Genomic DNA, 15,021 nt, shown 5'->3' with positions numbered 1-15,021 from the left:
GACAGTAGCAGCCAGTGTGCCAGCGTGTCGTGAAGGAGGTGTTGATGTGCTGCAACCAAAAGGGCCGCTATGCGGCCCTTCATTCACGTAATCAGTGACGGTGGCGGTGGTGCTTCTTGCTGCCGCGGTTTTCGTCGCCCAGATGGTTGCCAAGGGCACCACCGGCGGCGCCGCCCAGGCCGGCACCTACGGTCGAACCGGTCTTGCCGCCTACTGCACCGCCCAGCAGCGAGCCGCCAGCCGAACCCAGGCCACCGCCGATGGCAGCTTCGGTGCGGTTGCCCTTGCGTGCACCGACAGCACTGCCGGCCGCGCCGCCAACGCCGGCGCCAATGGCCGCGCCAGTCTTGCCGCCAAGCTGTTGACCAACAACGTTGCCCAGGACACCACCCAGGCCGCCGCCAATGGCGGCAGTACCGTCACCGGCGAAAGCGCCCTGGCACAGCAGCAGGCCGAGGGCAAGGGAAGGCAGAGTCAGACGCATGATACGAACCTCAAAGGAATCATCAGGATAAGTTGCCGCGCAACGGGCGGCGGGTCAGGGCTGAAAAGACGCTTCAGCGGTAGTAGCGGTCACCGCGGTATTGCCGATTGTCATCATCGTCATCGTCGCGGTCATGCCGATGGTGGTGGCGATGGTCACGGTCGCGGTCACGCCAGCCATCGTCATCGTCGTGGTAGCGATGGCTGTGGCAACCTGCGGTCAGCAGGACAACGGCAACCAGCGAAAGGCTTGCAAGACGGGTGCTCACGATATAGGTCCTTGATCCGCATAGGTTTACGGGACACCTCCTGAGACTGGGATCGCTCCATTTGGTTTCCCGGGCGGTTAAAAAATTGTGCTGACAGCGATGAGCGGCGTGCTTGCGGGTTGCTGTTCTGTCCCGTTCGGTCATGGCCGAGCGGCCAATGCCCCTCTAAACTGTGGGGTAAGCCGCAGTCAAGACGGCAACCTGCCACACGGTGAATCACGATGATCGCCCACACCCCCACGTTGTTCGCCGCCGTTGCCCTGGTGGCAACCATCCTGGCCTTCTGCTTGCTGCTGGTCGGGCGCAGCAACCGCCGCGACAACCTGATGCTGACTGGCTGCGGGCTGCTGGTGCATGCCTTGGCTTATGTCTGCTACACCGTCTATGCCCAAGCCCCTTTGTGGCTCAGCTATGGCGTGGGCAACAGCCTGCTGTCGCTGGCCCTGGCGTTCTACACGGCCAGCTTGTTCCGGGTGCGTGAGCAGGTAGTGCCCTGGCGTGTCATCTTCGTCATACCGGCCTGCATGCTGGTGGGGCTGATGCTGCTGCTCGATACGCTGGAACCGCGCATGCTGCTGGCGACCCTGGTGCTGATGCTGCAGTGCGCGATGATCTTGTATTGGGCGTGGCGTTATGCCGAGCGGCCGGGCAGGGCCCATCTGTTGCTGGAGATTGGCGCGTTGATCAGCCTGGTGGGCCTGGGTATGCGTGTGGTGGCGGTGGCCAATGGCACGGCGGTGGAAATGCGCTATGACACCAGCAACCTCAAACAGAGCATTTCTGTGGCCATCGGCACCGCCACGGTGATGATGTACTCGATCGGCTTGGTGCTCCTGGCCAAGGAGCGTAGCGAATCGCGCCTGCAGCACCTCGCTCTGCGTGATGTGCTGACCGGTACCTACAATCGCCGGGCGATCCTCGAACGCTTCGGCGTCGAACTGGACCGTGCACGCGATCAGCAGGGCAGTCTGGCGGTGGCGATGATCGACATTGACCATTTCAAACGCATCAATGACCTGTATGGGCATCTGGCTGGCGATGAGGTGTTATGCCACTGCGTGCGCCAGTTGCAGCAGCGCCTGCGCCAGGGTGACAGCCTTGGTCGTTACGGCGGCGAAGAGTTTCTGTTGCTGTTGCCCGGCACCGACCGCACCGGTGCAATGGCCGCCCTGCAAGGGCTGCGCGAGGCCATTGCGCGCAGCCCGGCGCGTTTTGCCGGTGACCAGATCGAACTGCGTTTCAGCGTAGGCCTGTGGTGCGGCGTGCCGTGCCCAGGGGACAGTACTGCCAGCTTGCTGGCCCAGGCCGATGCGGCGCTGTACCAGGCCAAGGCCGCTGGGCGCAACACGGTGCACATGGCGGCATTGGTCGAGGCGAGTTGACTGTACGCAACCGTTCACGCGCGCTACCCGGCAGTGCTAGAGTCGCCTTCTTTTTTACCTTGAGGATGGAACATGCGTGCGATTCTGCCGATGGCCGCGGCGCTGATGCTGGTCGGTTGTGCTTCTGCGACCATGGAGACGGCACGCGGCGGCAAGCCGATGGCGCAGCTCGACTCGCACAAGGCGCCAGAGTTGGTTGCCCAGTGCATCCAGTTCAGCTGGCAGGAAGAGAAGGTGTTCGGTGACGACGCCAGTGGCTACCTGGAGCCGCGCAAGCAGGGTGGGTTCACTGTGTATACCCGTGAGGCCGAGGCGTTCGTGGACGTTTACCCGCAGGCGGGTGGGGCGAGGGTGGATTACTACGCGCAGAAGAACGACGGGGTGGCATTGCAGCGGCGGGCGGCTGCGGCGACCTGTTTGTAACGGCTTGAACCGATTCTGCGAGAACGACTTTTACAATTTTTAGCAAGGCAGTGGTGTCCTGGAGGTGCAGGTGACGGCTAGCATGAGCCGCTACCACTCAAGGAAGACACCATGGACCGTTCACTGCAACTCAACCGCGTCAGCTGGGACGAACGTGCCCCGCTGCACGCCGCGTCGAAGGACTATGAAGTCGAACGCCTGGTCCAGCAACCTGGGCACCTGTCTGAAACCGTGCGCTTCGACCTGCCATTGCTCGGCGATATCGAGGGGCTCGACGCTGTCCACCTGCAGTGCCACATCGGCACCGACACGCTCTCGCTGGCGCGCCTTGGTGCCAAGGTTTGCGGCCTGGATTACTCCGCGGCTTCGCTGGCCGAGGCGCGGGCATTGGCCGGGCGTTGCGCGGTGCCCATCGACTATGTCGAATCCGACGTCTATGCCGCCGACCAGGTACTGCCGGCAGGTACTTTCGACCTGGTCTATACCGGCATTGGCGCGCTCTGCTGGCTGCCCCGTATCGAGCCATGGGCACGCACCGTCGCAGCCCTGCTCAAACCGGGCGGGCGGCTGTTCTTGCGCGATGGGCACCCAATGTTGATGGCTGTCAACGAAGACCACCAGGACCGACTGCAGCTGGAATACTCGTACTTCGAGCACGAAGCGCCGACGGTGTGGCACAACGACCAGACCTACGTCGAAACCGAACAACGCCTGGCCCACACCGAAACCCACGAATGGAACCACGGCTTGGGTGAGGTGATCACTGCCTTGCTGGCCCACGGCCTGCAGCTGACTGCGTTGGTCGAGCACCAGAGCATCCCCTGGGAGGCGCTGCCAGGGCAGATGGTCAAGGGCGACGACGGTGAGTATCGCCTGCGCGAGCAGCCCGCACGCCTGCCCCTGAGCTACACCCTGGTGGCGGTAAAGGCTTGATCAGGACAGGAAGCCACCGTCGACATTGAGCGCGGTACCGGTGGTGTAGCTGGAGGCATCGCTGGCCAAGTACAGCACTGCGCCGGCCATTTCCTTGGGGTCGGCCACGCGCTTGAGCGGGATCTGCTGCAAGGCGGCATTGAGGATGGCGTCGTTCTTCACCAGTGCCGAAGCGAACTTGGTATCGGTCAGGCCAGGCAGCAGGGCGTTGCAGCGAATGCCGAACGGCGCGCATTCTTTGGCGAACACCTTGGTCATGTTGATGACTGCCGCCTTGGTCACCGAATAGATACCCTGGAAAAGCCCAGGCGAAACCCCGTTGATCGACGCCACGTTGATGATGCTGCCGCCGCCGTTCTCGCGCATCAGCTTGCCGGCCTCCACCGACATGAAGAAGTAACCACGGATGTTCACGTCCACGGTCTTCTGGAACGCTCCTGGGTCGGTGTCCAGCACGTTACAGAACTGCGGGTTGGTGGCGGCGTTGTTGACCAGCACGTCCAGGCGCCCGAACTGTTCGCGAATGCCGGCGAACACCTGCTGGATCTGCTCCAGTTCACCAATGTGGCAGGCCACTGCCGTGGCCTTGCCGCCGGCGGCGATGATGGCGTCGGCCACCTGTTGGCAACCGTCGAGCTTGCGACTGGAAACGATCACGTGGGCCCCTTGCTGCGCCAGCAAGTGGGCGATGGCCTCGCCGATGCCTCGGCTGGCGCCGGAAACAAAAGCAATCTTGCCGTCGAGGTCGAACAGGTGGGTCTTGGACATGCTGTTTTCCTTGTTATCCGTCGTCGTGGCGGTGCTCAGAGGCTGGACTTGGCGATGACCTGCAGGGACATTTGCTCCAGCAAGCGGTTCATGTGGATGAACTGGGCGAAACGTTTGTCCTGGGTCTGGCCGTGGTAAAAGCGGTAGTAGATTTGCTGGACGATGCCCGCCAGGCGGAACAGGCCATAGCAATAGTAGTAATCGAAGTTGTCCAGGCGGATACCGGCGCGCTCGGCGTAGTAGTCGACGAACTGGCGGCGGCTGAGCATGCCCGGCGCGTTGCTTGGCTGGCGACGCATCAGCTGCACAGGCGCTGGGTCGTCGGCTTCGATCCAATAGGCCAGGCTGTTGCCCAGGTCCATCAGCGGGTCGCCCAGGGTGGCCATTTCCCAGTCCAGCACGCCGATGATGCGCATGGGGTTGTCGGCGTCGAGGATCACGTTGTCGAAACGGTAGTCGTTGTGCACGATGCCGGGGCGCGGGTGATCGGCGGGCATTTTTTCCTGTAGCCAGGCGGTGACCTTTTCCCAGCGCGGCGCATCCGGGGTCAGGGCCTTTTCATAGCGGCTGGTCCAGCCCTCGATCTGACGCTGCACATAGCCTTCCGGTTTACCGAGGTCTGCCAGGCCGCAGGCGTTGTAGTCCACCTGGTGCAGCTCGACCAGGCGGTCGATGAAGCTTTTGCACAGGGCTTCGGTACGGCTGGGGTCGAGGTTCAGTTCGGCCGGGATGTCCGAGCGCAGGATGATGCCCTTGACCCGCTCCATCACATAGAACTCGCCGCCGATCAGGCTGCTGTCGGTGCAGTGCACATAGGCCTTGGGGCAGTAGGGGAAGCCGCTGTTCAGTTGGTTGAGGATACGGAACTCGCGCCCCATGTCGTGCGCCGACTTGGCTTTCTGGCCGAACGGTGGTCGTCGCAGCACGAAGTCGCGGCCTGGGTAGCTGACAAGGTAGGTAAGGTTGGAGGCGCCGCCAGGGAACTGGCTGATGCTCGGCAAGCCGTCCAGGCCAGGGATGTTGGCCTTCAGATAAGGGGCGATGACGGCCGCGTCGAGTTCTTCGCCGGGGCGTACCTGGGTGGACTGGTCGGTGAGCGTCATGCGTTTTCCTTATTTTCGATCGCAAGGACTATTGGCTAATCTAATGGCCTGCCGAGGCTGGAACAAGCATGCCAGTTGCCATATAGATGAGGGTGTTGCTGGTGGATCACTGCATCGAATGCAGGGCAAAAAAAAACCGAAGCCGGTCAGGCTTCGGTTTTTCGATCATCCGGTTTGCCCAGCCTTCAGGACGGGAACAGCTCGCTGAGCTTCATCGACAGCATCATGTCGCCTTCAACGCGCAGCTTGCCGCCCATGAAGGCCTGCATGCCGTCGGTTTCGCCGCTGACGATACCTTTCAGGGTTTCGCTGTCCATCACCAGGGTGCAGTTGGCATCCGGGTTTTCGCCTTCCTGCAGGTCGCAGGTGCCGTCTTTGACGATCAGCGCGTATTTCTTGCCTTCGTCGGTGATGTCGAAGCCGAACACCAGGTCCAGGCCGGCGGCAGCGGCTGGGTTGAACTTCTCTTGCATCTTCTTAACGGCATCAGCTACGGAGGTCATGGCGCATTCCTTATAGAGTGATTTACACGTCCCCGCAGGGACACAACAAGCCGGGCTTATCGGTAAGTGACAAGCTCCGGCGCCTTCAACAGCTGCACATGGGCCTGGCTGTTGAAGGAAGCCAGTGCCACGTCGCGGCCGCGAAACTTCAACTGGCTGAGCGACGTGTTGATGATCTGCCAGTTCAGCGTGAACGCCTGACTGGGGGTGATACGGGTAACCAGGTGGAGCAGGGCGGCAATGGTACCGCCCGAGGTGAAGATGGCGATATTGTCGCCGCTGCCGGCGGCATCCAGTACGCGTTGCAGGCCACCTTGAACGCGGGCGGTGAACGCCTGCCAGGTTTCCAGGCCATCGTCGACATGTTCGCCATCGTGCCAGCGCTGGACCATCAGCGCGAACAGGCGCTGGAACTCGCTGCGGTGCTGCGCGGCATTGCGCAGCACCTGCAAGGCATTAGGCTCGTCCGGCAACAGTGCGGGCAATAGGGCACGGATCACGCCGTCGGCATCGAACTCATTGAATGCGGCGTCGGTCTCAACAGCCGGCACTGGGCAACCATTGGCGTGCAGTGCCTGCAGCGCCAGGCGGGCGGTATCCTGTTGGCGGCGCAGGTCGCCTGCTACGCAGCGATCCAGCCGTATACCCAACTGGGCCAGGTGTTCACCCAGGGCCTGGCTTTGGCGCACGCCCACGGGCGAGAGGACGTCGTAGTCATCGGCACCGAAGGAGGCTTGGCCATGTCGGATCAGGTAGAGGTTGCCCACGAAAGGTTCCGGCCTGTTGGAGGTTGCTGCGAGGTTAGGATGCGGCACTCAGGCTGTCAACGAAAAAACATACAAGCGTTTGAAAAGGTTGTTTGAAAGATGTTGCCAGCGTTTACACCGGCTGGCAGCACTACAGACGCAACGGTATGCTTGCAACAGTTACGCGCCGCATTGGCGCAGGCATTCAAGGAGTCAACGTGGAGTTTCTTGCCGAATACGCAAGCTTTCTCGCTAAAACCGCCACCCTGGTCATCGCCATCCTCGTGGTGCTGTCGGCCATCGCCGGGCTGCGTGGCAAAGGGCGGCGCAAACCAGGTGGGCAATTGCAGGTCACCCGCCTGAACGAGTTCTACAAGGATTTGCGCGAGCGGCTGGAGTCCGGGCTGCTCGACAAGGCCCAGCTCAAGGCCCTGCGCAAGCAACAGGCCAAGGCGGAAAAACAGCAGAAGAAGGGCAAGGCCGAGGACAAGGGCCGGGTTTTCGTGTTGGACTTCGATGGCGACATCAAGGCCTCGGCCACTGAAAGCCTGCGCAACGAAATCACCGCGCTGTTGACCCTCGCCACCCCGCGGGACGAAGTGGTGCTACGCCTGGAAAGCGGCGGCGGCCTGGTGCATAGCTACGGCCTGGCTGCATCGCAGCTGGCGCGTATTCGTCAGGCGGGCATACCGCTGACCGTGTGCATCGACAAGGTGGCCGCCAGCGGCGGTTACATGATGGCCTGCATCGGCGAGAAGATCGTCAGCGCGCCATTCGCCGTGCTCGGTTCGATCGGCGTGGTGGCGCAACTGCCCAACGTCAACCGCCTGCTGAAGAAGCACGACATCGACTTTGAGGTGCTGACCGCTGGCGAGTACAAGCGCACCTTGACCGTGTTTGGTGAAAACACCGAGAAGGGCCGGGAGAAGTTCCAGGAAGACCTGGATATCACTCACCAGCTGTTCAAGGACTTCGTCGCCCGCTATCGACCGCAGTTGCACATCGACGAAGTGGCCACCGGAGAAGTCTGGCTGGGCGTGGCGGCACTCAACCGCAAGCTGGTAGACGAATTGCAGACCAGCGACGAGTACCTGAGCGAGCGTGCGCGCAACGCCAACCTGTTCCACCTGCATTATGCCGAGCGCAAGAGCTTGCAGGAGCGAATTGGCATGGCCGCCAGCGGCACCGTGGAGAACACGCTGGTGGGCTTGTGGAGTAAACTCGGCCGCCTGCGCTAACACCTTGAACCCGTTGAAATTTTTTTTCGTTCAGGGGGTTGCAAGGTTAAAGGAATGAAGACATAATGGCGCCCATCGAAACGCAGCAAACTTTGAAAAAGGTTCAGCGTTTCAAGGAGATAGCAAAGCGCAAGCAGCTAGATCCGACCTTTGAGGCCGAGTAGCAAAGTGGTTATGCTCCGGATTGCAAATCCGTCTACGCCGGTTCGATTCCGACCTCGGCCTCCACCATTCGAAAGCCCCGCAGATTAACGTCTGCGGGGTTTTTCTTTGTGCTTTGAAAAAGCGCTGTTGTCGGGCGGCAAAGCGCGAATGCGCATAGGTCAAACCGATGGAGAGGTTTCTTTGAGTGGGTTCAAAGAGGCTTGGGCCAGGCCCGGCAGTTGAGCAAGCGATGAGTCTTCGATAAGCCTGCTTCGGCAGGTTTTTCTTTAGATGGAGTTTGGCCCTGACCTGTAACAGGTTGACCGGCTAGCCCTCAGGTAGGCTTGCCCCGCAGATGAATTCATTCGACCCAAGCCGGTGTGCCCCATACTCGACCACGTAGCCAGCACCGTGTCGCTCTGCTTCAACCTCGGCAGTGTGCTGATCGGCAAACACGTCGACAAAATGCCATGGATGCCGGTCGCGTAGCACGCCCCATCCAAGCACCCAGCCTGGATTGCCTGGGTCAGGTGGGAGATTTTTGGCGAGGCTGCGAATCGTCATGTGCATCCCTTGAAAAGCTAAGCGGTTTTCTTTGAACCTCGTGCCACGATTATTGGTCAGCACCAGAGATGAGCTTGCTTTTGTACCGAGGCATTTCCGCCAGCATTTCTGAAACGTTTGCAAGCTATCGTTGATCGTAACTCACCAACGACGGAGTCAGGGAATGGATTATTCCAGCATGGTTGAATCGTTGGACAAGATACTGAAAGAAGCGGCTGCCGATTCCGATAGTGGGGCAGCGCACCGCTGCCTGCTGAAGCCCGAAGCTGGCGCTCACCGATGCATTCGCAGCCATTCGTCCGCCACGTCACCCATGGTTAACGGCGTGCCACTCTTTATCCAGGCCATGAAGGCACGGTCGAACTTGAATGCCGCCCCGCACTCGGTGAGCAGAAACTGACGTACCTTCTGCGTATTTCGGTAATGCTTGTCCAGCGGCGTGGCGCGAGTAATCGGCCCGGCATGCCAATCGAAACTCATGGTCTGTTCCTTGACTACTGAGAAGGCAAAAAGCCCGTAGATGATCACCTACGGGCCTTGTGTCTGTTCGAAATGATCTGCCTTCAGGCTATCAGCCTTCGAACTGGATCACCATGCGCCCTTTGATCTTGCCCTCCAGCATCTCGTCAAAGATCTGGTTGATATCCTCGATCGGCCGCAGGGTCACCTTGGGCACCACTTTGCCTTCAGCAGCAAACTGGAAGGCTTCCTGCAGGTCCTGGCGTGTACCTACCAGCGAGCCCACCACTTCGATCCCGTCCAGCACCAGGCGGGGAATGTTCAGGTCCATGGATTCCGACGGCAGCCCGACGGCAACCAGTCGCCCGCCAGCGCGCAAGGCATCGACGGCCGAGTTGAAGGCGCCTTTGGCCACGGCGGTAACCACGGCAGCGTGGGCGCCACCGGTCTTGGCCTGGATAACCTTCGCGGCGTCTTCGTTGAGTGGGTTGACGACCAGGTCCGCGCCCATCTCGCTGGCGAAGCGCAGTTGCTCTTCGTTGACGTCGATGGCGATCACTTTGGCGTTGAATACGTTCTTGGCATATTGCAGGGCCAGGTTGCCCAGGCCGCCGAGGCCGTAGATGGCGATCCATTGCCCGGGGCGGATGTTGGAGATTTTCACCGCCTTGTAGGTTGTGACGCCGGCGCAGGTAATGCTGCTGGCGGCAGCGGAGTCGAGGCCGTCGGGTACTTTGACCGAATAGTCGGCTTGTACGATGCACGCCTCGGCCATGCCGCCGTCCACGGTATAGCCGGAGTTCTTCACTTCGCGGCACAGGGTTTCGTTGCCGCTATTGCAGTACTCGCAATGCCCGCAACCTTGATAGAACCAGGCAACGCTGGCGCGGTCGCCTGGCTTGAGCGAGGTGACGCCGGGGCCAACTTCCTGGACTACGCCAATGCCTTCGTGGCCCAGTACTACACCGGTCTTGTCACCGAAGTCGCCATTTTTCACGTGCAGGTCGGTGTGGCACACACCGCAGCATTGCATCTTCAGCAGCGCTTCGCCGTGCTGGAGGGGGCGCAGGGTTTTCTCTACCACGTCCACGCGCCGGCCTGGTGCAACAACAGCAGCTTTCATAAGAGCCTCCGTGTCTATCCGATGTGAGCTTGGGTTATCGCTGGAACAGCATAGACCTTGCCTGGCCGGGCAAAACTGCTTCAGGTCATGGGATGGGCAGTTGCCTTGAGCAAACTGCAGTAGCGGGGAGGGGGCGCAAGCCCTTCGTCAAAAAAAAGAAAAGCCCGCGGCAATGATGCGGCGGGCTGCAAGAACGTACGGAGCAGGATCAGTGTGCCCATGCGGATGTCGACATTTCGTGAAGGTCAGGTCATGAGGCTGTCATCCTCTGGGCCGAAGTTTGCTTCACCATAAAAAAGCCCGCCATGACAGGCGGGCAAAGACGTTTGAAGGGAGAGCCTGCAGGCTGCGCCTGGCCGGTTAACCCAGGATTAAGCGACAACGCATTGACCCGACATCCTGATCAGCCTATATAGGCGTGCCATAACCCTTGGAGCCAGCATGCACGACGAAGACGACCTGCACGAACCCGAGCACGATCACCTGCTCGACCACGAATTTCTCTACGACGATGTGGAGCACGAGGCAGATGCCCAGGGCGCCGAGGATGAGGTGGAAGAAGACGAGGAAACGCTGGATGACCTCGATGACGAAGAGCGCGATCACCCAGCTTGGTTCGACGATTGCGACGACGACTGATTCAGCGACCGTCCACCGAGAAGCGCCCTGGGCCGCTGACCGCCAGCAGCAGCAAGCCGCCCATGATGGCCATGTTTTTCAGAAACTGGGTCATGTTGGCGCTGCGTTCGGGGTCGACCATGTTCCAGAACGGGTGGCCGAGCAGCGCCGTGCCCAGCACGAACAGCGCGAACAGAAACGCCAGCGGCCGCGTGTAGAAGCCGAGGATCAGCAGGATGGCGACGACGAACTCCATGATGACGGCAATCGCTGCCGCCAGCATCGGGGCCGGGGCGCCCAGCGAGGTCATGTAGCCGACCGTGCCATCGAAGCCGGTCAGCTTGGCCCAGCCTGACAAGACGAACAGGATCATCAGCAGTATGCGGGCGATGAGGATGATGATGTCACGTTGACCATCGAACAGGGAGTAGCGCATGGCGGCGTTCCAGTAGAGGGTACTAGCTCCACTCTAGCAGCTGCGTAACACATTGCTGGTAGGCAGCAAAAAGGCGCCGCAAGGGCGCCTTTTCAACGAAATTTGGTGCGAGTGGCGGGACTCGAACCCGCAAGGCTCACGCCGACAGATTTTAAGTCTGCTGTGTATACCAATTCCACCACACTCGCACGCTTGAAGGGGTCGCAACGACCAGCTCGCTTCCAGGCAGAAGGGCTTCGCAATCAAGCGCGCTTTATAACCCATCGTTATAGTTGAGTCAACTGCAGCACCTAAGATCATCAGAAAGAAGGGGCGATCGAATGGGCAATTGACACCTTGCTGTCATTACGCCACTGTTGCCTCTTTATTGGATCCAAGAGTGTTCAGCGATGACTCAGCGCCAAGCTGGCGAGCGTATCGTGCGTCCACGGTTATTCTGGCGACTGTTGTTCGCCCTGGTGGTCGTGCTGGGTGCGTTTCTTTACATCAGCCTGCTCAGCCTGGGCGGTTATTTGTTAATGCTGGGCTTCGATGCGGAACATACTCAGCAGCAGCGTCTTCTGGCCCTGGCCTGCGGTGGCTTGATCATGCTGGTCGGCCTGTGGCTGTTGAGAGTGGCCATGCCGCGGCGCATCAGCCCGGTGCTGGTCGAAACGGAACGCTGACCGCCTGTCGTCGCACGGCTGCTCGTTGATGGGTGCGCTGGGCTACGCTCATTCTGTCCCCCTGCTGTGCCAGTGGAGTTTGCATGGTTTCAGCTGATTGCCTCGACCACCCCGTCATGCCTGCCCACCGCTATGAACAGTTGGTTCAGTCGGTGGTGGACTACGCCATCTACATGCTCGACCCCTCCGGCCATGTGGTGTCGTGGAATGCCGGCGCGCAACGAATCAAGGGCTACCGTGCCGATGAAGTGATCGGCAAGCATTTCTCGTTGTTTTTCACCCCGCAGGATTGTGCTGATGGCCGCCCCGAGCGCCTGCTGCGCCAGGCGCTGGAGCAGGGCGTGGCGCAGGACGAAGGCTGGCGGGTGCGCAAGGACGGTACGCAGTTCTGGGCGTTGGCTGCGCTGGATGTGATCCGCGATGACAATGGCCAGATCGTCGGCCTGGCCAAGGTGACCCGCGACATAACCGATCGCCGAGAGTCGGCGTTGCAGCTGGACGCGGTGCGCGCCCAGCTGTTCCAGGCGCAGAAGCTTGAAGCCCTCGGCCAGTTGACCGGTGGCCTGGCGCACGACTTCAACAACATGCTCACCATCATCATCAGCTCGGCCCGTCTGGCGCTGGCCACTCAGGACCCGCTACGCGCCCAGCGCATGCTGCAGCACATCCTCGATGCCGGCCAACGCGGCACTGAGCTGACCCAGCAACTGCTCAGCTTTGCCCGCCACCGCAAGCTTGATGTGGCCAGTGTTGCCCCGGCAGACCTGGTGACCGCTACCCGTGGTTTGCTTGAGCATGCACTACCCAGCTCGATCGAGCTGAACGTGCTGCTGCAGCCGGACCTGCCGTTGATCGAGGTGGATGCCGGGCAACTGCAAATGGTCTTGCTCAACTTGTTGTTCAATGCCCGTGATGCCATCGCCGGTCAGGGCCGGATCGGCCTGACGGTCGATGTGGTCGAGCTGGCCGGCGAGGTTGAAGCGTTGCATGGCAACTTTGTGCGTTTCAAGGTGGAAGACAGCGGTGAAGGCATACCCGCCGAGGTATTGCCACGTATCTTCGAGCCATTTTTCACCACCAAGCCGTTTGGCAAGGGCACGGGCCTGGGGCTTAGCCAGGTGTATGGCTTCGCCCGGCAGAGTGGCGGCGCCATTTGTGTCGACAGCGAGCCTGGCCGGGGAACTTGCATGCAACTGTACTTGCCAATGTATCAGGAGCAGACGGATAGCCCACTCGACAGGTAGACAACATGGCACAGGCACTTAGGCGGCTGGTAACGGGGATCGATGGGCTCGACGCGTTGCTCAAGGGCGGCCTGGTGGCCGGTGCGTCCTACATCATCCAGGGGCCGCCAGGAGCGGGCAAGACCATCCTCGCCAACCAGCTTGCCTGCGGCCATGTGCGTGGCGGTGGTCGGGTGCTGGTGGCCACCTTGTTGAGTGAGTCGCATGAGCGCTTGTTTCAGTACCTGTCCACCCTGGACTTCTTCGACCCGGCGTTGGTCGGCGACCAGATCCAGTTCGTCAGCGCTTTCGACACCCTTGAGCAGGATGGGCTGGACGCCGTGGTGCGGCTGCTGCGCCAGGAAATCGCTCGGCAACAGGCCAGCCTGCTGATCGTCGACGGCGTGCTCAATGCCCGGGTGCGTGCGGAAACGGCGCTGGACACCAAAAAGTTCGTCTCTGAATTGCAGGGCCATGCGGCCTTCGCCGGCTGCACGGTACTGCTGCTGACCAGTGCCCGGCTGGACGAGGGCAGCCCGGAGCACACCATGGTCGATGGCGTGATCGAGCTGGGTGAGCAGCTGGTGGGCAGCCGCGCCGTGCGCCATGTGCAGCTGCGCAAGACGCGCGGCAGTGCGGCACTTTCGGGGCGTCACGAATGCCTTATCGATGAAGCAGGCATGCACGTCTACCCACGCCTGGAAGCGTTGTTCAGCCACCCCAGCCAGCTGGGCAGCGGCACATTGGCGCGCATCAGCAGCGGTGTGCCAACCTTCGATGAAATGCTCGGCGGCGGCCTGGCCACGGGCTCGGTTAGCCTGTTGATCGGGCCTTCGGGTATTGGCAAGACGTCATTGGGCCTGGCCTTTCTAGGGGCCAGCACCCCGCAGGCGCCAGGGTTGCATTTTGGTTTCTACGAAACGCCTGAACGCCTGCGTAGCAAGGCAGCGTCGCTGGGTTACGATTTTGCCGCGATGGAGCAGGGCGGTAGCTTGCAGCTGTGCTGGCAGCCAACCACCGAGGGCTTGCTGGACCAGGTCGGCGCGCGGCTGCTCGAGCGTGTTGCAGCGCAGGGCAGCAAGAGGGTGCTGATCGACAGCCTTGGCGCATTCAGCCGCCTGGCCATCGACCCGACGCGGCTCAATGCGTTTTTCCGCGCGCTGGCCGGTGAGCTGCGCGCGCGCGATGTCAGCGTGATGCTCACCTGGGAAATGCGCGACATCTTCGGCTCGGAAATCAGCGCCCCCGCGCCGGATCTGTCGAGCATCGTCGACAACCTGATGCTGTTGCGCTTTGTCGAGCTGGACTCGCAACTGCGGCGCATGCTGTCGATCCTCAAGGTGCGTGACAGCCACCATGACCCTGCCTTGCACGAACTGCTGATCGGGCCGCAGGGCATTACCTTGCGCAAGGCGTTCGAAGGCGCCTGTGGTGTGCTCTCGGGAACGCCGACGCCGCAGGGGAGTGGGTGACGGACGGGCCGATGAACACGATCCTGATCGTCGATGACGAGTACCTGATCGCCGATATCCTCGGCTTTGCCCTGGAGGACGAAGGTTACCTGGTGGAAAAGGCCAGTAATGGCTGCAAGGCGCTGGAGGCGCTGAAGGAAAAGCGCGTGCAACTGGTCATCACCGATTACATGATGCCGCTGCTCAATGGTGAGGAGCTGGTGCGTGCGATGCGCGAGGACCCGGCGTTAAGCGAGTTGCCGGTCATTCTCATGAGCGGCGCGCAGGCCAGCCAAGGATGCCCGGCCCTGTTCGCCGCCATATTCGACAAACCATTCGACATGGATGAGATGATCGCCAAAGTGCGTCAGTTGCTGGGCACCTGAGGCTGGCGGTCGAGCGCTTCCATGCACCCCTCGAGGAGTTTGGGCTCAGTGCGAGTCGTCGTGCTTCTCCGGGGCTGGGCAGCCGGCCTGGATGCGCTTGAAGA

General features: G+C 61.1%; 19 protein-coding genes and 2 tRNA genes. 10 read left to right on the top strand and 11 right to left on the bottom strand.

Going from position 1 to position 15,021, the window contains the following annotated elements:
- Window positions 1-91: 91 nt before the first annotated feature.
- Entirely contained in the window at window positions 92-484 is a 393-nt protein-coding gene (locus APH35_RS26780) for a glycine zipper domain-containing protein (RefSeq protein ID WP_012273171.1), read from the bottom strand.
- Window positions 485-557: 73 nt separating this feature from the next.
- The gene (locus APH35_RS26775) at window positions 558-752 is read right to left on the bottom strand and encodes a hypothetical protein (protein ID WP_041166544.1); all 195 of its coding nucleotides are present in this window, start codon (window positions 750-752) and stop codon (window positions 558-560) included.
- Between the two features lie 221 nt (window positions 753-973).
- Here APH35_RS26775 and APH35_RS26770 point away from each other — a divergent pair, with 221 nt between their 5' ends.
- The 3 genes from APH35_RS26770 (at window position 974) to APH35_RS26760 (ending at window position 3,490) form a co-directional block, all read left to right on the top strand.
- Entirely contained in the window at window positions 974-2,134 is a 1,161-nt protein-coding gene (locus APH35_RS26770; RefSeq protein WP_012273170.1) for a GGDEF domain-containing protein, read from the top strand.
- 72 nt (window positions 2,135-2,206) lie between these two features.
- Window positions 2,207-2,557 carry a hypothetical protein gene (locus tag APH35_RS26765; RefSeq protein ID WP_060515780.1) on the top strand — a complete coding sequence of 117 codons (351 nt, stop codon included), beginning with the start codon at window positions 2,207-2,209 and terminating at the stop codon, window positions 2,555-2,557.
- A gap of 111 nt (window positions 2,558-2,668) precedes the next feature.
- Window positions 2,669-3,490 carry a class I SAM-dependent methyltransferase gene (locus tag APH35_RS26760; protein WP_060515779.1) on the top strand — a complete coding sequence of 274 codons (822 nt, stop codon included), beginning with the start codon at window positions 2,669-2,671 and terminating at the stop codon, window positions 3,488-3,490.
- Here APH35_RS26760 and APH35_RS26755 read toward each other — a convergent pair whose 3' ends face one another.
- The 4 genes from APH35_RS26755 to APH35_RS26740 form a co-directional block, all read right to left on the bottom strand.
- Window positions 3,491-4,258, bottom strand: coding sequence for an SDR family oxidoreductase (locus APH35_RS26755; RefSeq protein ID WP_012273167.1), 768 nt, complete (start codon window positions 4,256-4,258; stop codon window positions 3,491-3,493). It abuts the gene before it with no gap.
- 35 nt (window positions 4,259-4,293) lie between these two features.
- Complete coding sequence (locus tag APH35_RS26750; RefSeq protein WP_012273166.1) at window positions 4,294-5,361, bottom strand: phosphotransferase family protein; 1,068 nt, start codon at window positions 5,359-5,361, stop codon at window positions 4,294-4,296.
- Between the two features lie 185 nt (window positions 5,362-5,546).
- The gene (locus tag APH35_RS26745) at window positions 5,547-5,864 is read right to left on the bottom strand and encodes an SCP2 sterol-binding domain-containing protein (protein ID WP_012273165.1); all 318 of its coding nucleotides are present in this window, start codon (window positions 5,862-5,864) and stop codon (window positions 5,547-5,549) included.
- A gap of 56 nt (window positions 5,865-5,920) precedes the next feature.
- The gene (locus tag APH35_RS26740) at window positions 5,921-6,631 is read right to left on the bottom strand and encodes a histidine phosphatase family protein (protein ID WP_012273164.1); all 711 of its coding nucleotides are present in this window, start codon (window positions 6,629-6,631) and stop codon (window positions 5,921-5,923) included.
- 197 nt (window positions 6,632-6,828) lie between these two features.
- Here APH35_RS26740 and sohB point away from each other — a divergent pair, with 197 nt between their 5' ends.
- Window positions 6,829-7,848: a protease SohB gene (gene sohB, locus APH35_RS26735; RefSeq protein ID WP_012273163.1), complete on the top strand. Its 1,020-nt coding sequence runs from the start codon at window positions 6,829-6,831 to the stop codon at window positions 7,846-7,848.
- A gap of 154 nt (window positions 7,849-8,002) precedes the next feature.
- A tRNA-Cys gene (locus tag APH35_RS26730) sits at window positions 8,003-8,076 on the top strand.
- 243 nt (window positions 8,077-8,319) lie between these two features.
- Here APH35_RS26730 and APH35_RS29555 read toward each other — a convergent pair.
- The 3 genes from APH35_RS29555 to adhP all read right to left on the bottom strand — a co-directional run bounded on the left by APH35_RS29555 (window position 8,320) and on the right by adhP (window position 10,138).
- Complete coding sequence (locus APH35_RS29555; protein WP_082425860.1) at window positions 8,320-8,556, bottom strand: hypothetical protein; 237 nt, start codon at window positions 8,554-8,556, stop codon at window positions 8,320-8,322.
- A gap of 273 nt (window positions 8,557-8,829) precedes the next feature.
- Window positions 8,830-9,036, bottom strand: a complete 207-nt coding sequence (locus tag APH35_RS26725) for a DUF6434 domain-containing protein (RefSeq protein WP_012273162.1) — start codon at window positions 9,034-9,036, stop codon at window positions 8,830-8,832.
- A gap of 91 nt (window positions 9,037-9,127) precedes the next feature.
- Window positions 9,128-10,138, bottom strand: a complete 1,011-nt coding sequence (adhP, locus tag APH35_RS26720) for an alcohol dehydrogenase AdhP (protein WP_012273161.1) — start codon at window positions 10,136-10,138, stop codon at window positions 9,128-9,130.
- Between the two features lie 441 nt (window positions 10,139-10,579).
- Here adhP and APH35_RS26715 point away from each other — a divergent pair, with 441 nt between their 5' ends.
- Complete coding sequence (locus tag APH35_RS26715; protein ID WP_012273160.1) at window positions 10,580-10,777, top strand: hypothetical protein; 198 nt, start codon at window positions 10,580-10,582, stop codon at window positions 10,775-10,777.
- A 1-nt stretch (window position 10,778) separates the two neighbouring features.
- Here APH35_RS26715 and APH35_RS26710 read toward each other — a convergent pair whose 3' ends face one another.
- Window positions 10,779-11,192 carry a DoxX family protein gene (locus tag APH35_RS26710; protein ID WP_012273159.1) on the bottom strand — a complete coding sequence of 138 codons (414 nt, stop codon included), beginning with the start codon at window positions 11,190-11,192 and terminating at the stop codon, window positions 10,779-10,781.
- Between the two features lie 103 nt (window positions 11,193-11,295).
- Window positions 11,296-11,380, bottom strand: a tRNA-Leu gene (locus APH35_RS26705).
- Window positions 11,381-11,581: 201 nt separating this feature from the next.
- On the opposite strand from APH35_RS26705, the gene APH35_RS26700 reads away from it, so the two are divergent.
- The 4 genes from APH35_RS26700 to APH35_RS26685 all read left to right on the top strand — a co-directional run bounded on the left by APH35_RS26700 (window position 11,582) and on the right by APH35_RS26685 (window position 14,917).
- Window positions 11,582-11,857, top strand: a complete 276-nt coding sequence (locus APH35_RS26700; protein WP_012273158.1) for a hypothetical protein — start codon at window positions 11,582-11,584, stop codon at window positions 11,855-11,857.
- Between the two features lie 83 nt (window positions 11,858-11,940).
- On the top strand, window positions 11,941-13,101 hold the full coding sequence (locus tag APH35_RS26695) for a two-component system sensor histidine kinase NtrB (protein WP_012273157.1): 1,161 nt from the start codon (window positions 11,941-11,943) through the stop codon (window positions 13,099-13,101).
- A gap of 5 nt (window positions 13,102-13,106) precedes the next feature.
- The gene (locus APH35_RS26690; RefSeq protein WP_060492742.1) at window positions 13,107-14,552 is read left to right on the top strand and encodes an ATPase domain-containing protein; all 1,446 of its coding nucleotides are present in this window, start codon (window positions 13,107-13,109) and stop codon (window positions 14,550-14,552) included.
- A gap of 11 nt (window positions 14,553-14,563) precedes the next feature.
- Window positions 14,564-14,917, top strand: a complete 354-nt coding sequence (locus APH35_RS26685; RefSeq protein ID WP_012273155.1) for a response regulator — start codon at window positions 14,564-14,566, stop codon at window positions 14,915-14,917.
- The last annotated feature ends 104 nt before the right edge of the window (window positions 14,918-15,021 follow it).

The organism is Pseudomonas sp. NBRC 111132 (assembly GCF_001320565.1).
Classification (GTDB): Bacteria; Pseudomonadota; Gammaproteobacteria; order Pseudomonadales; family Pseudomonadaceae; genus Aquipseudomonas; species Aquipseudomonas putida_P.
The sequence above is the reverse complement of the archived record's forward strand: the minus strand, read 5'-3'. Positions and strand labels throughout refer to the sequence as shown.